Raw genomic sequence first — 15,561 nt, 5'->3', positions numbered from 1 at the left:
AAAAGGTTGGCTTGGCAGCATTCAGCTTATTTTTATACACGCATCCTATTAATTGCTGAGCATGGTTGGAAAAGAAACAGACTATTTTTTAATACTCTTATCGTATTCCGCCTTGGCCTTCTCCATCGCGCTTGCCCATCCATCGAGGAAGGCTTCCGCCGTCATGGATCCGGACATCACCTTCTGGAAGTTAGGCTCCAGTGTTTGAGCCAGAATGCTGCTGTAATCCGGTAAATAGATCGGTACGTCCAGCACGACTGTATCTTTATCGGCCATGACCTTGGCACCGTCCTGGATGTGCTGTGATTTCTTCACATAATCGCTTTGCAGCGCATCTGCGTTGATCGGCATTTGTCCGATTTTTTCATTCCAATACGCTTGCGATTCACTGGAAAGGATGAATTTGAAAAATTCCCACGTTTCTTCCGGATGCTTGCTGTTTTTGAAAATGCCGTAGCCATTAGCACTTGGGGCCACGATGGTTTTGCCGGTGCTGGATTTAGGCAGGATCGTCGCTGCGAATTTGCCTTCACCGATTGATTGCACATGGTTGTTGTAGGAACCAAAATTGTGCTGAACAATGGCAGCTGTTCCGGTATCGAACGTAGCGACCATTTCCTTGTAGGCGTTTGTAATATCGCTCGTTGGTGTATATTTCTTATACATGCCCACATATTTTTTGAGGAACTCAAGGTTCTTCGGATCGTTGACGGTTGCTTTACCCTTATCGTTAAAATAACGCTCCACACCGGAATAGGCGTACATCGCGGTTGTCAGCTGGTTAATACTGCCTACACCGCCGCGAATCGTATAGCCAAACCGGTTCTTGCTGGCATCGGTCAGCTTCTCGACATCCTTGAAATAGTCATCCCAGGTCGTTGGCGGATTCAGCCCGGCTTCTTTAATCCAGTCACTCCGGTACCAGAACACATCCATATACATCGTGCCGGGAATTTGATACAGCTTTTTGTCAGGTACCAGAGTACGGTTGTAGTCGATCAAGCTCTTGGTGATTTTATCTTTGTCGCTCCATTTATCGAAGTAAGGGTCGAGGGCAAGCAGTACCCCCTTGGCGGCAAAGTCAGAAATCCATATATTATTGACGCCAGCGATATCCGGTGTATCGTTGGAGGCGATAGCGACATCGTATTTCTGTTTAGCGGAGGTGCTGGGAATCCCGACATATTCGACGGTGATGTTGGGGTTTTTAGCTTGAAAGCGCTTAATAATCTCCTGCAAATAAGGCGTTCGGTCCGGTCCAGCGTTCTCATCCCAGAAGGTGATCTTCACATTTTCTGCGGGCTTGGCCGGAGCGGCTGGTTTGGCGGTGTCCGCAGGCTTGCTGCTGGCTGGAGTGCTGGCAGTACCACTATTCGCCGCCGTATCGCCACTCCCACAACCTGTCAAAACGGAGAAACCAATTGCCCCCAAAGTAAGCATCGAAGTCATTTTTTTTAACATGCGATCCACATCTCCCTTTCAATCTCCTACATGTATGCTAATCCCCGAGGGAAATTAGTTCAAGCTTAACCTTTGACGGCACCAGAGCCCATGCCCTGAACGAGATATTTTTGTACAAAAGCGAACAAAATGACGGCAGGCAGTAAAGAAATCAAGCTTCCGGCTGCAAGTGCGCCGTAGTGGATATCGAATTCGCCCTGCATATACCTTAAACCGACTGGCAGTGTGAACAAGGCAGGCTTGCTGATAAACATCAGAGCGAACAGAAACTCGTTCCAGGCACTGATGAAGGTGAACACGGTCGTGGCTACAATACCCGGCAGCAGGATGGGGAAGATCACGAGGAAGATCGCTTTTAACCGGCTGCAGCCATCTACCATTGCCGCTTCCTCCAACGCTTCTGGAATATTACTGATAAACCCGCTCATGAGCAGCGAATTGAACGGAAGCTGGAACGTGCTGTACGTAATAATGAGAGCGAACAGGCTGCTTGTCAGCCCGAGCTGCTTGAAAATCATGAATAATGGAATGAGCAGCATTGCGCCAGGCACAAATTGTGTACAGAGCAGCATGATCATAAAGGCACCCTTGCCCTTGAACGTAAACCGGCTGATCGCGTAGCCTACCAGTACTGAGCAGATCAGCACAATGATGACGGTCATGGCTGAGACGAACACGCTGTTTTTGAAAAAAACCGAGAAGCCGACATTGTTCCAGGCGACGAAATAATTTTCAAAGGTAACATGCTCCGGCCAATAACGGATCGGCAAACGGGTGATTTCGCCCTCCTGTTTCAGGGAGGTGACTACAGCCCAATAGAGAGGGAATAAGGTGAATGCCATCGCTGCGAGCAGTGGCAGTCTTAATACGAATAAACGGTCCAAGCTTTTCAGCATCTGTCTAGCCCTCCTTGCCAAAACGACTCAATTTCAGATAACCCATAGCAAACACAAGCAGAATAAGAAAGCTGATGACGGTCAGTGCAGAACCGTATCCGAAGTTTTGCGCAACTATCGCCTGATTGGCCACATACATGGTCAGTGTTGTTGTTGCATTAGCCGGACCGCCGCCTGTCATCGTGAAGATCAAATCGACATTGTTAAATTCCCAGACCGCACGCAGAAGCGTGGAGAGGATAATTGAATTTTTGAGAAAAGGAATCGTAATGTGGATGAACGACTTCCATCTCCCAGCACCATCGACAGTTGCCGACTCGTACAAATCCTGAGGAATTGTCTGCAATGCGGCCAGCATCGTGATCGTGAAGAAGGGGATTCCCCGCCACAGCTCGGTAATAATAATCGCCGGGAACACGGTATTGATATCGGCCAGCCAGGCAAAGTTCTTATCAATGAACCCAAGCTTCATAAACAGGCTGTTAATCAGTCCCATATGCTCGTTGAACAGCAGCGACCACATGGTGGAGGTAATGACCCCGGAGACTGCCCAAGGCATGATTGCGATGGAACGGAACAGTCCGCGCATGGCAAAGGTCTGCGTCAGCAGCAGGGCAATCAGCAATCCGAACAGGAGTTGAAATACGACCTCGATGGTCACCCATTTAAAAGATATGAGCAGGCTCGAAGCGAACAGCTCATCGGTAGTGAAGATGGCCTTGAAATTGTCCAAGCCGATAAAGCCATTATAGTAAGGCTTGGCTGGGTTAAAATTCTGAAAGCTGTAATAAAATACATTCGCCATCGGGTAAAACAGAAAGCCCATAATGAGCAGTACAGCAGGGGCAATCAGTAAATAGGGCATCCAATAGGTGCGAGGCCGTTTCTTTCGATGTTGCAAGCGCTGGTTTGCCGCGTTGGTCGGCAGCTTGTCAGTGTAGGTGGAATCGGTACTCATCAGGTTCCTCTCTTTCAGTAAGCTTTGATGTGTGATGAACAGTTTGGGTATGTAGTTACTATAGAGGTAATTCCCTTTATCTGGAATCCAAAATCTTTTTCGCTTTGTTAAATATCTTTTCATCTTTATAATAAATAGTAATCAAAAGCACTTATTTCAGCTGAGGTTGAATACGAGAGGAGACCCCCTTATGAATACGACGATTTATTGGGTGCGGCACGCCAAGTCACCCTTTTCCCTCGAAAATGAGCGGCTGCGTGAATTGTCACCCGATGGCATGGCGGCTGCGGAGTGTGTAACTGAAATTTTGGTGCAGGAGCAGTTGGAGGCTGTAGTGTCCAGTCCGTACACACGCGCCGTTCAAACAGTGGAGGGTGCTGCGGCGAAGCTTGGCTTGACGATTGAGCTGGAAGAAAATTTGCGTGAGCGACCGCTGGCGAGTCTGGATCACGTTATCGAGGATCAGGATTTTATGGCTGCTATAGAGCGTGCCTTCACCGATCCTGATTATGCGCTTCCTGGCGGGGAATCGAATCATGAGGCACAGCGGCGGGGAATGGAATCCTTGCAGCGCGTGCTTGATCGTCATCAGGGGAAGCGAATTGCCATCGGTACCCACGGGAACATTATGACGATCCTGATGAGTCATTGGGACAAAGAAGCTTATGGATTGGCATTTTGGAAGCAGACCTCGATGCCTGATATTTATAAAATGACCTTGGATGAACAGCAGCAGTTGGTGGCCGTAAGTCGCTTATGGCCTGCCAATCAACAGATTTCCCCAATAAATTCATAGATTCATAGATTCAAGCATTATATTTCTCAGCGTTTTTGTGTATGATAGGGTATAAAACTAAACTACTGCATGAGAAAGGTTGATTGTATTGGAGAATCCGTCTGTTTCATCCCATTTTATTAAAAACATTGTCATTGACGACTTACAATCCGGTAAAGTCAACCATGTCGTGACACGTTTTCCGCCGGAGCCGAACGGTTATTTACACATTGGACATGCCAAATCGATCTGCCTTAATTTTGAGCTGGCTGACGATTTCAAGGGTCGCACGAACCTTCGTTTTGACGATACGAATCCTCTTAAAGAGGATACTGAATATGTGGAAGCGATCAAGGAGGATGTCCGCTGGCTCGGCTTTGAGTGGGACGGGTTGTTTTTTGCTTCCGATTATTTTGAAGAAATGTATGAGCGGGCCGTGCTGCTGATCCGTAAAGGAAAGGCATATATCGACGACCAATCGGCGGAGGAAATCCGTTTAACCCGCGGAAGCTTGACACAGCCGGGCCAAAACAGTCCGCATCGTGATCGCAGTGTGGATGAGAACCTCGATCTGTTTGCACGTATGCGGAGCGGTGAGTTCAAGGACGGCGATAAAATTTTGCGTGCCAAAATCGACATGAGCTCGCCTAACATCAATTTGCGAGACCCTGCGCTATACCGGATTTCCCACACAACCCATCACAATACGGGGGATACCTGGTGCATTTACCCGATGTATGCTTTTGCACATCCACTCGAGGATGCGATTGAGGGTGTGACTCATTCGATCTGTACGCTGGAATTTGAGGATCAACGTCCGTTCTATGATTGGGTCATTGCGGAATGCGAAATGGAGCATCAACCGAAGCAGTATGAATTCGCGCGGCTTAATATCACAAATACCGTTATGAGCAAAAGATTTCTGAAGCAGCTGGTCGATGAAAAGATTGTGGACGGCTGGGACGATCCGCGGATGCCTACCATTAGCGGTCTGCGCCGCAAGGGCTATACACCTGAGGCGATTCGCAGCTTTGTGCGCGAGGCGGGCGTAGCCAAAAGCAACAGTACGGTAGATGAGCGGATGCTGGAGCATTTTATACGTGAGGATTTGAAGCTCAAATCACCAAGAACGATGGCTGTGCTGCGTCCTCTGAAGGTGATCATCACGAACTACCCGGAAGGTCAGGTCGAGATGCTGGAGGCGGAAAACAATTCGGAGAATCCGGAGATGGGCAATCGCGAGATTCCGTTCTCAAGGGAAATCTATATCGAGCAGGACGACTTTATGGAGACGCCGCCCAACAAATATTTCCGGCTGTTTCCCGGCAATGAAGTGCGCCTGAAAAATGCTTATTTTATCAAATGCCACGATTTTGTTAAGGATGAGCAGGGCAATGTGACAGAAATTCACTGCACCTACGATATCGAGACCAAGAGCGGCAGCGGGTTTACCGGACGTAAGGTCAAGGGGACGATTCATTGGGTCGAAGCCAGTCAGGCGCTGCCTGCTGAATTTCGTCTGTATGAGCCGCTTATTTTGGATGAGGAAAAAGGCGACAGTGACTCGTTCATGGAGCATATTAATCCGAATTCTCTGGAAGTGCTCCAAGGCTTTGTAGAGTCCAATATGAGCTCAGCGCAGCCTCAGGACAAATTCCAATTTTTCCGCCATGGCTACTTCAACGTCGATACCAAACGTTCTGAACCGGGCAAGCCTGTGTTTAACCGGATTGTATCGCTCAAAAGCTCATTTGTCGTTTAGGTTGAGTGAAGCCAGATTCAGCTGGCGTATAGGTATGAATATGAACCGACGGTCCCTTAACGGGTGATCGTCGGTTTTTTTTATGATAAATATTTTATTCCTCTGTTTTCTTTGCATCATAAATCCATATCGCCATTTGGAGCGCCGTGGCGTCCTGAAAGTTCTGTGGGTCGTATCCGGTCAGCTCTTTGATCCGTTTGAGCCGATAGATCAATGTGTTTCGGTGCACGAATAAGGCTTGTGCGGCTTCCTGGATATTCAAATTGCAATCAAAAAAAACCTGGAGCGTTCGTACCGATTGCTCGGATATATCGGGGAAAATCCGGTTCACGAACCTTTGTTTCACGTCAGCATCAGAAGTGTGAACAATGGTTTGTGGCTCCATTCCCGCGTAGTTATTCCACGGAGCCGCAGGACTGCCATGCCTCAGCGCCGCCTCTGCTTCCTGATAAGCGATGTGAACAGCAGCAAGCTCGGATACTTGCAAAGAACAGCCGATTTGAATCTGCTGTCTGGACGGCTTCAATTCGGTAGAGAGCCTTTCCAGCATGGCATTCATGCGGGTTTCATTCATCGCAGAGAGTAGAATAAACAGCCGATGCGTGTCCAATACGCCAACCAGTGTTTGTGTGCCACCAAGCCGATCCTCGATGGCTGCGGCAAGTGGGTCATTATAGGACAAGGTAAGCTCCGTTCGCACGATAATCACAGTAAATGGTGGTTGCAGCTGTAGGCGCAGCAGTTGCAAGCGCTCGTCCACTTTATGGGCATCAAAATCAGCCTGGATTAACGTCTCAATTACAATTTCCTTCGTGCGGTTGCGCCATTCCTTCTCGGACAGCAGGAAGGCTTGATTCAGCATCAACTCTGTCGTCATTTTGACCAATGCTCCAAGCTCGGAAACCTCATCCGCTTGTCCTGTAATGCCGATAACCCCAACGATATGCTGGTGAAACCAAACAGGTATATTAATCCCGCACTGGCTGCCCTTCCATAGCTCTTTATTCGCTTCATTAATCAATAACGGTTTGCCGGAGCGAATGGCCTCAATAGCTCCCATATGCCGCTCTCCCAGCCTTGACAGGTCGCCAGAAGCGATAATTCGCCCATCCGTATCCATAATATTGATGTTACGATGCAGCCGTTCCATTGTCTCCCGGACAATATGCTCAGCCATTTCACGAGTTAGCAACGTCCAACCTCCTATGCACAAAAAAAAGCCTGGATATGAAACTTTTTTTATCGTTTGTAACTGAATATTTCTAGTTTCCCATCCTTTATAATGAGAATGAAAGCAGTAAGCTGAAATCAGAATTGTTGTACTCCATATATGTATTATAGACGAATAAACCTGTAGGAAGGTGGATCATCCCATGAAAATTATTATTGCCCCCGATTCGTTCAAAGGCAGCATTAGTGCGAGTAACGCGGCCCAAGCGATAGAACGTGGCATCAAACGATATATGCCGCATGCACAAACCATCCTCGTACCTGTAGCTGATGGTGGGGAAGGCACACTGGATTGCCTTATTGCCGCTGCCGGAGGTGTCAAATTGTCAGCCACGGTAACAGGACCGCTCGGAGCTCCCGTGACTGCCGCGTATGGATTATTGGAGCCGGATCAAACGGCTGTCATCGAAATGGCGACAGCCTCCGGGCTTTATCTGATCCCATCAGAGGAGCGCAACCCGCTTCTGGCGACAACTTATGGTACAGGTGAGTTGATTCGTCATGCCCTAAATGCCGGATGCCGCAGCTTTCTGTTGGCGCTTGGAGGCAGCGCTACGAATGATGGTGGTGCCGGAATGCTGCAGGCTCTTGGCATGCGGCTGTTGGACTCAGAAGGCAATTCTGTAGGCTATGGTGGCGGTACTCTGGACCGGATTGCCTCGATCGATGATAGCAATTGGGACCCAAGAATAGCTGAATCTCGTTTTCTGATCGCATCTGATGTGCAAAATCCGTTTATCGGGCCGGACGGTGCCTCGCGTGTATTCGGACCACAAAAAGGCGCCAGCCCTGAAATGGTGGAGCAGCTGGAGCTGAATCTGACGGCATGGGCGGATATCATTGCAATCAAAACGGGCAAGCGTGTGCATCAGCTGCCTGGAGCCGGAGCGGCTGGCGGCATTAGCGGCGCATTCCTTGCGTTTTTTCCTGCCTCGATTAAACGGGGTATCGATATTGTCATCGAATACTCGCATCTGCGAGACCATTTACAAGCCGCTGATTTGGTTATTACCGGCGAGGGGCAAATTGATTTTCAGACAGCTTCAGGGAAAACACCCATGGGTATCGCGCAGGAAGCGCACAAATTAGGTGTTCCGACCATTTGTCTGGCGGGCTCGGTAGGCCGGGGGATCGAGGCTTTGTATGAGGTCGGTATTACGAGCGTTCACAGTATCGTGACCGGACCCATGACCCTGCAGGAAGCCATGAGCCGCGCGTCTGAATTGCTGGAGCTAACTGCAGAGCAGGTGGTTCGTACCTTCCATGCATCTGCACAAAAGGATTAGCAGCCCTACGTTTCATGCCTCATCTATACAACGAGGTTAGGGTTTCCATAATAAGTAAAAATAACCTCCAAAACCACTATGATAGTGGGATTTGGAGGTTATTTTATATCTCAATATTGCATTGTGTATAGTGGGGACTTAATTACTGATTATTTGCCTGTTAAATCCAGCAGACGCTTGATAACAACTGCGGCTTCAGCACGACTGGCTGTGTCTGAAGGTTTAAACGTACCATCTGGAAATCCACTCAAAAGACCCACGCCACTAGCAAGTTGAACACTGCTTCGCGCCCAACTGCCAGTTTGGTTGTCGTCGGTGAACTTGACCTCCTGTGTAGTAGTGATTTCACTCACTGGTTTACCTGCTCCCCTGCTGTAGGCTCTTATGATCATCACCGCCATCTGCTCACGGGAAATGAGCTGGTTAGGTGCAAAGGTCGTAGGATCCAGACCTTCAATGATTCCGGCGCCATAAGCCTGATAGACCACATCGTTGAACCAGTCACTGGATTTCACATCCTGGAACGTCCCCGCGTCCTTTGACGTTTGAATGCCAAGCGTTCTGACGAGCAGCGCTGCGAATTCGGCACGGGTCAGCTTTTGTTCAGGACCGAATGTATGGTCGGTAATACCCGTTACAATTGTTTTTGACGCTAGCAGCTCGACCTCGCTTTTTGCCCAATGTGTGGTCATGTCCGTGAACGTTTTATTGTTTTCCAATATCACATATTGTGAAAAGTGATTCGTAGAGAAAGTAAAGATGCCATCAGCTGCCGCCTTGCCACCTACATAATCCCAGCTTTGCTTGGCTTCATTAAAGGTAAATACTCCAAGCTTGGGCAGCTGTACGTCCTGAGGAAGGTCAACCTTCCATTGGATGGAGACTGGCTTGGCAAATACATGGATCGGCAGAGCACCGAGGGTCAGGCTGAAATCATAGACCGAAGAAATGTCTCTCGCCTGATTCGGTTTCTTGCTTAAAGCAGTCGTCCCCGTGGTTGGGAGTACACTGAATGTAACGACAGCACTGCCGTCAGTCGCAGGAACAGCTCCGGCCGGGAGTTCGAACAACTGACGTCCAGTATCGATAACGACCGATTTATTTTTTTCGGCGGCGAGCATCAGGATAGAGGCATCAAATTCAATCTTCAGCCCAGTACCCGTATTAGATGTTTTGGCATCAATCGTGACTTGGGTAGACGCTGAAGACTCCAGCTCCTTTTTCAATTGCTCATTGGGAGCCTTCACTACAACGACAGCAGATGCACTCGTGTCGGTAGTAGTAGTTGTTCCACCCGTTGTAGGGATTATGCCAAATCCACCGCCACCGCCGCCACCACCACCGGCTACACCTGTGTTTGTCGCTACAGGTCGAATCAAGGAGAACGTATAGGTTTTGGTATCGCCAGTCACCGCGTTTACGGTAGCTGTGAATGACGTATCGCCGGAATTCAATTGGACAACCCCCGAATTGCCTGCAGCCATTACCGTATCGTTCAATTTCACCGTAGCTGTGGAGACCATCGGCTCCAGGTTGACGGTAATTTGGGTTGCAATTGAACTAACCACAGCCTGGTAGCTGGTCTGCTCTGGATTAAACGAAGGACTGATCGGAATCCCGCTGTCCAGCACGACGCTTTTCAGCGTACTGCCTAAAGATCCACTCAATCGGATAATATTAAATGTATAGACACGTATCGTACCGTCAGGAGCTATCACTTTAACTTGACGTGAGTTGCTTCCGACCTGGAACGGTACGGTATTCCTGACTATAAGGCCACTGGCAACGGGTGTGCTGTCGATGACCATGGTAGAAGCTTTATTTTCCAATAGCGCTCCAAATCCGATGCTCCTAACCGAGTTATCGACATAAAGCGTGTAATTAAGGGTATCTCTGCTGAACTGCGGAGTTATAGACCCAGAATCATAATAGATGGAGCTGATATAGTTATTTGAAGGCAAGTATTTTCGGTAAATGGACACGGTGTAGTTTTGGGTCGTGAGATTTTCCGCTGTCACCGTAATCGTAATCGAGTTGTAGCCCTCCTTAAGGGTTACGGTGCTTGAGCCTTCTGCTGCACCTAATGCTTGACCGTTGATGCTGATTTTGGCGGCAGTTGAGTTTGCGGCTGCACTGACCTGAATGGACGTTACCGAATTCTCCTGATCCGGTATTTCATAATAGCCACGTTCTGCCTGAAATGCAGGGGATAAAGCGATTTGCCCCTGATTCAAGCTGAGCGCTTTAAGGCTGCTATCACCAGAAGGCAGCATGGCTTTGGAATAAAGCGGACTCGACGGTACATACAGCTGCTTGCTTGCTGCTGCTTGCTGCACGGCGTTCACGCTGTACAATTGATTATTCAGTGGCAGTTCCAGCCCGACGAAGGCGGTGCCTCCAGATAGCGAAACCTCGCGGTCAAGCGAAGGTATAGCTGGAGTCCATTGCCCGGTACTTGAATCATATTGGTTTACTTTCAACAATACGCTGCCTGCCGAGGCAGATTGAATCGTAGCATTCACACTACCATTGTAATCGGTAGCATTAATGGTAACAGGCATATACGTATACGTACTCGTAGCCACAGTAGGCTGTGATGGCTGCAGGTACTTCAGTTCAAGTCGTGGTGTAGTGAACGCACGCACACCATCAATCAGGCCATTTCCATAAATATCATCCCTGCCGGGCACACCCAAGTCGGTTGCGGTGTTTATAATAATGGTTTGAATTTGATCTGCATTCAGCTTGGGATTGGCTGCCTTCAGCATAGCTGCTAAGCCGGTGACATAGGGAGTTGCCATGGAGGTACCGCTTTTCATATCGTTGGCTCCACCGGGCACTGTGCTGTATATGTTTACACCTGATGCGACAACCTTAAGCTCGGGACCTGTATTGGTGAAGTATGCATACCTATAGGCTCCTGTGTTGTTATTCGTAATATCGTCAGTTTCAGGTTCATCAATCGCACCGACACTGATTACACCAGGATAAGCAGCCGGATAAGCGACTGGAGCATGAACACCAGTTGCATGATTACTTTCATTACCGGAGGCAGCAACGACAACCGCACCTTTTTTCTGTGCATACTGAATGGCATCCTGCAAATAAGGATCGATGCTATCGCCGCCCAGGCTTAAATTAATAACACTGGCTCCGCGATCGGCAGCTTCGATAATGCCCAGTCCAATCGAACGGGAGTTGCCTGTACCCTTGGCATTGGTTACTTTAATCGGAAGGATGCGGACACCGCCGGCAACTCCTGCAATTCCAATGCCGTTGTTCGTAATGGCAGCAGCAATTCCTGCTACATGAGTGCCATGACCGTTATCGTCATTCGCGTTCGCTGTCGGGAGGGATGGGTTAACGAAGTTAGCTCCCCGTTCAAGGCTGTCTTTAAGATCGGGGTGGTTCAAATCTACCCCGGAGTCGACAATGGCAATTATAATGTTTTTGCGCTTCTCTTCCGAAACCATTTCCCAAAGCGGGTCAAGATGGGATGCCTTGATGCCCCACTGCTGGGACAGCAGATCATTCGCATATACAGCGGAAGAGACGCTGGGTGCTGATAGCCTATACACGTACACGGGCTGCGCATATTCCACATCAGGGTTGCTATGCAGCTCTTTGATCGTCTGCCATACATTAGAGCCTGTAGGCAGTTCTAGTCTGACCGCACCGATACTGGCATCGGTTTCCATGGATTGAGTCGAAATCTGCGGTGATGCCTGGGAAGGAGAATGGGCAGATGGGCTTCCTTTTTTATACTTCACGAGTACTTGGTCGGGCAGCATTGCTGCTTTATCGGTGACGGCAGTATACATGGAGTTGGCATTCAAATCGCTTGATGATCTTAGGTATGATTGTGCTGTCGTGCTGTCTGCAGCCCATGCCAAGCTGGGAGTCGTCTCTGTATCATACGATTGAGCATGAACAGGTGGGATGCTCCAAATGCCCAACAACAGTAGTGCCGATAACGCGACATTTATGATCTTCTTCAAAATAACGCCTCCTAGGCTAAACTGTAAGTTTTACCTTACAAATAAAGGTATATATAGGTAATTTCTATAGATGACAATGGAATCCTGCATCAGTGCCCAAATAAGCTGAAAATAGTCGAATCGTGGCTACTTATTGCAGTTCGAAGGAGGTTGCTATGCATGCTCAAAGTTTTTGTGCGTCGCACCAGATCGTCAGCTTTCGTTTTCCCACATCAGGTATGGTATCTTTAGAAGTATAGAGTTGGATAAGACCAATGATGGGGGTGCGGTGGTTGCCATTTATAGACGATTGGGTCGTTCCTGTATGGAAATTTATTAATAACTGGATTCCTGTCATTAACCTGTTATTTGCTGCGGTCATTATTTTTCTGGAAAGACGCAACGTGGGCGTTACCTGGGCGTGGCTCATGCTGCTGCTGCTGCTGCCGTTGATTGGCTGTATTATTTATATTTTTATTGGACAAAACCTTGCGCGCCAAAAGGTGTACAGGCTGAAACCGAGGATGGAGCGCTGGGTTCGGGAGGAATTGGAGGACCAGAGGGTAGCCATTGAAAATGAAACGTATGTGTACCATGATCCTGTGGTGTCGAACTTCCGTCATTTAATTTATATGAATCTGTTGAGCAGTGTTTCGCCATTGACCCAGAACAATGAGGTCACGCTGCTGACCGATGGCAAACGTAAATTTGAGATGCTGCTGGACAAAATTGATCAGGCACAGCAGCATATCCATCTGCTCTATTATAAAGTGGGCAATGACGATACCGGACGACGGTTGATTGAAGCATTAACACGCAAAGCGAAGGAAGGCGTGGAGGTACGGCTGCTATATGACGATATCGGATCGCTTGACATCAGTCGCAAGCTGCTGTTACCACTGAGGGAAGCAGGCGGGAGTGTATATTCTTTTTTTCCTTCCAAAATTCCGTACCTGAACTTTCGATTCAACTACCGGAACCATCGTAAAATTGCGATTATGGATGGAAAGATCGGTTTTATCGGCGGTTTTAATATCGGAGATGAATATTTGGGCTTGAACAAAAAAATAGGTTACTGGCGGGACACCCATTTGATGATATACGGGGATGCGGTGCATCGTCTGCAAATTCAATTCATGCGCGACTGGGATGTTGCTTCCAATCAGACGCTCTCCTTCGAGCCGGTGCTGTTCCCGGAGATGAGGGACGTGGCACGTACTGCGGTTCAGGTTGTCTCCAGCGGTCCCAATTCAGATAAGCAGCAGATCAAGAACGGCTATATCAAGATGATCTTTCAGGCGAAAAAACGAATTTATGTGCAAACACCTTATTTTGTTCCGGATGAGGGTATGCTGAATGCACTGCGAATTGCAGCACTGTCGGGTATTGATGTGCGGATTATGATTCCCAAAAAAGGAGACCATCGACTGGTCCAGTGGGCATCCTATGCGCATATTGGTGACTTGCTGAGAGCGGGCGCCAAATGCTATATGTATGAAAAAGGCTTTCTGCATGCCAAAACGATAGTTGTGGATGGAGAAGCGGCCGCAGTGGGAACAGCCAATATGGATAACCGCAGCTTTGAGCTCAATTTTGAAATAACGGCTTTCCTGTACGGAACGGATGTGGCCTCAAGGCTCGAGGTAACGTTCGAACGGGATATGCAGGACTGTACCTTGATGACTTGTGAAAGCTATGATTGTCGAAATAAGCTGCTTCGTGCTGCAGAATCGGTTGCCAGATTGCTGTCGCCGATTTTGTGAAATTTTGATATGCTAATGAAAAGGAATAATAAGGGAATGGATAAAACATTATTGGTCAGGATCACTAAGAGGGAGGAATCGCCGCCCATGTTGGAGGAATTGATTGAGCAGGTAGAGCGGGGACTAGTACCGCACATACGTATTGAAAGTGTGGACCCATTAAATCCTATCGTAGTCCGTCAGGTTCCGCCTCCCTGGGTGCTGCTGGGTGCGGGCAATTATGCAGCGGTTGTGAGACATCCTGATTTTGAAGAATGGGTTGTTAAGGTATATGCACCCGGTCGTCCGGGGATTGAGGAAGAGGCAGAGGTATATCGCAGGCTGGGCTCGCATCCTGCATACTCAGAGTGCCTTCACGTGGGGGATCGTTATTTGGTATTGAAGCGTCTAAGAGGCTTCACCTTTTATAACTGTCTGCTGCGCGGTATCCATATTCCGAAGCAGGCCATCAGGGATATCGATTCAGCGCTGGATTATGCCCGCGAACGTGGCTTACATCCACATGATGTTCATGGTAAAAATGTGATGCTGGACCACGGTCGAGGTAAAGTCGTCGATGTATCGGATTTTTTGAAGGAGGATCCCTGTACGATGTGGGATGATGTCAAGACCGCCTATAATCGGTTTTATTTCCCTGTGTTTCATAAGCTTCCTATACCGGAGCATCTTCTCAATATGATCAGAAAAAGCTATCGTTGGCTGGGCAAGAGCAGCCGCTTTCGAACGGGCTCGGGAAAAGACACATAGCGACGAGAAAATAGGAGATACTAGCATAAGCGTTTCAGATGAGATTTTAAAGGTTATATAAGAAGAGAGAGTCAGTTCAGAAATGTACATAAACTATTTGAGGAGAGTGGCAATTATGGCTAATGCAGTAAAAGCTCCAGCTAGTCAATTGGAAAAAGTATTGAATCATCAGGTGGCGAACTTTGGTGTGCTGTATATCAAATTGCACAATTTCCATTGGTACGTTAAAGGACCTAACTTTTTCACTCTGCATATTAAACTGGAAGAGCTATATAATGAAACGACGCTGCATTTTGATGCGATCGCAGAGCGTTTGCTAACCTTACACGGTCAGCCGCTGGCCACAATGGCGGGATTCTTGAAGGAATCCGATATCAAAGAGGCACAGGGCACCGAGAAGGCTGAAGATATGGTCCGCGCAGTTGTAGCTGACTTCAATTTGATCAACGATCAGTTGAAGGAAGGGATGGAAATCGCAGAGAAGGCCGGTGACGAAACGACCGGAGATTTACTGCTCTCGATTCATGCCAGTCTGGAGAAACATACGTGGATGCTGGAGGCTTTTCTGGGCAACTCCTAATAACGACACGATTAACGGTAAAATAATAGAAGGAGCACTGCTGCGGCAGTGCTCTTTTTGCTTGTTCATGCGCTAACGATAAGTAAGTGAAGTGTTTGCGATTGATCGGAGCAGCGTTTACAATGG

The 15,561-nt window shown here is 48.3% G+C and carries 11 protein-coding genes; 6 read left to right on the top strand and 5 right to left on the bottom strand.

The window, feature by feature from the left end:
* Positions 1 to 81: 81 nt before the first annotated feature.
* From BK127_RS30050 to BK127_RS30040, 3 genes are all read right to left on the bottom strand, one after another.
* Entirely contained in the window at positions 82 to 1,461 is a 1,380-nt protein-coding gene (locus BK127_RS30050) for an ABC transporter substrate-binding protein (protein ID WP_076235802.1), read from the bottom strand.
* A 65-nt stretch (positions 1,462 to 1,526) separates the two neighbouring features.
* Complete coding sequence (locus BK127_RS30045; protein ID WP_076235801.1) at positions 1,527 to 2,357, bottom strand: carbohydrate ABC transporter permease; 831 nt, start codon at positions 2,355 to 2,357, stop codon at positions 1,527 to 1,529.
* Positions 2,358 to 2,361: 4 nt separating this feature from the next.
* On the bottom strand, positions 2,362 to 3,315 hold the full coding sequence (locus tag BK127_RS30040) for a carbohydrate ABC transporter permease (protein ID WP_076235800.1): 954 nt from the start codon (positions 3,313 to 3,315) through the stop codon (positions 2,362 to 2,364).
* Between the two features lie 190 nt (positions 3,316 to 3,505).
* Between BK127_RS30040 and BK127_RS30035 the strand changes: the two genes are divergently transcribed.
* On the top strand, positions 3,506 to 4,111 hold the full coding sequence (locus BK127_RS30035; RefSeq protein ID WP_076235799.1) for a histidine phosphatase family protein: 606 nt from the start codon (positions 3,506 to 3,508) through the stop codon (positions 4,109 to 4,111).
* 88 nt (positions 4,112 to 4,199) lie between these two features.
* Positions 4,200 to 5,852, top strand: coding sequence for a glutamine--tRNA ligase/YqeY domain fusion protein (locus BK127_RS30030; protein ID WP_076235856.1), 1,653 nt, complete (start codon positions 4,200 to 4,202; stop codon positions 5,850 to 5,852).
* A 94-nt stretch (positions 5,853 to 5,946) separates the two neighbouring features.
* Here BK127_RS30030 and BK127_RS30025 read toward each other — a convergent pair whose 3' ends face one another.
* On the bottom strand, positions 5,947 to 7,044 hold the full coding sequence (locus BK127_RS30025) for a CdaR family transcriptional regulator (protein WP_076235798.1): 1,098 nt from the start codon (positions 7,042 to 7,044) through the stop codon (positions 5,947 to 5,949).
* Between the two features lie 181 nt (positions 7,045 to 7,225).
* Here BK127_RS30025 and BK127_RS30020 point away from each other — a divergent pair, with 181 nt between their 5' ends.
* Positions 7,226 to 8,368, top strand: a complete 1,143-nt coding sequence (locus BK127_RS30020) for a glycerate kinase family protein (RefSeq protein ID WP_076235797.1) — start codon at positions 7,226 to 7,228, stop codon at positions 8,366 to 8,368.
* A 149-nt stretch (positions 8,369 to 8,517) separates the two neighbouring features.
* Here BK127_RS30020 and BK127_RS30015 read toward each other — a convergent pair whose 3' ends face one another.
* Positions 8,518 to 12,366: a S8 family serine peptidase gene (locus BK127_RS30015; RefSeq protein ID WP_076235796.1), complete on the bottom strand. Its 3,849-nt coding sequence runs from the start codon at positions 12,364 to 12,366 to the stop codon at positions 8,518 to 8,520.
* Between the two features lie 254 nt (positions 12,367 to 12,620).
* Here BK127_RS30015 and cls point away from each other — a divergent pair, with 254 nt between their 5' ends.
* From cls to BK127_RS30000, 3 genes are all read left to right on the top strand, one after another.
* Positions 12,621 to 14,108, top strand: a complete 1,488-nt coding sequence (gene cls, locus BK127_RS30010; protein ID WP_076235795.1) for a cardiolipin synthase — start codon at positions 12,621 to 12,623, stop codon at positions 14,106 to 14,108.
* 87 nt (positions 14,109 to 14,195) lie between these two features.
* Positions 14,196 to 14,855, top strand: coding sequence for a serine/threonine protein kinase (locus tag BK127_RS30005; RefSeq protein WP_076235794.1), 660 nt, complete (start codon positions 14,196 to 14,198; stop codon positions 14,853 to 14,855).
* A gap of 115 nt (positions 14,856 to 14,970) precedes the next feature.
* A complete protein-coding gene (locus BK127_RS30000) occupies positions 14,971 to 15,435 on the top strand; it encodes a Dps family protein (RefSeq protein ID WP_076235793.1) in 465 nt (154 codons plus the stop codon).
* The last annotated feature ends 126 nt before the right edge of the window (positions 15,436 to 15,561 follow it).

This window comes from Paenibacillus sp. FSL H7-0331, from assembly GCF_001956045.1.
Note: the sequence above shows the minus strand (reverse complement) of the source record. Positions and strands in the feature narration are given on the sequence as shown.

What these genes read in the sequence shown, in the direction of transcription:
- BK127_RS30050 (WP_076235802.1), bottom strand. Translation starts at nt 1,461, where the DNA reads ATGTTAAAAAAAATGACTTCGATGCTTACTTTGGGGGCAATTGGTTTC.
- BK127_RS30045 (WP_076235801.1), bottom strand. Translation starts at nt 2,357, where the DNA reads ATGCTGAAAAGCTTGGACCGTTTATTCGTATTAAGACTGCCACTGCTC.
- BK127_RS30040 (WP_076235800.1), bottom strand. Translation starts at nt 3,315, where the DNA reads ATGAGTACCGATTCCACCTACACTGACAAGCTGCCGACCAACGCGGCA.
- BK127_RS30035 (WP_076235799.1), top strand. Translation starts at nt 3,506, where the DNA reads ATGAATACGACGATTTATTGGGTGCGGCACGCCAAGTCACCCTTTTCC.
- BK127_RS30020 (WP_076235797.1), top strand. Translation starts at nt 7,226, where the DNA reads ATGAAAATTATTATTGCCCCCGATTCGTTCAAAGGCAGCATTAGTGCG.
- cls (WP_076235795.1), top strand. Translation starts at nt 12,621, where the DNA reads ATGATGGGGGTGCGGTGGTTGCCATTTATAGACGATTGGGTCGTTCCT.
- BK127_RS30005 (WP_076235794.1), top strand. Translation starts at nt 14,196, where the DNA reads ATGTTGGAGGAATTGATTGAGCAGGTAGAGCGGGGACTAGTACCGCAC.
- BK127_RS30000 (WP_076235793.1), top strand. Translation starts at nt 14,971, where the DNA reads ATGGCTAATGCAGTAAAAGCTCCAGCTAGTCAATTGGAAAAAGTATTG.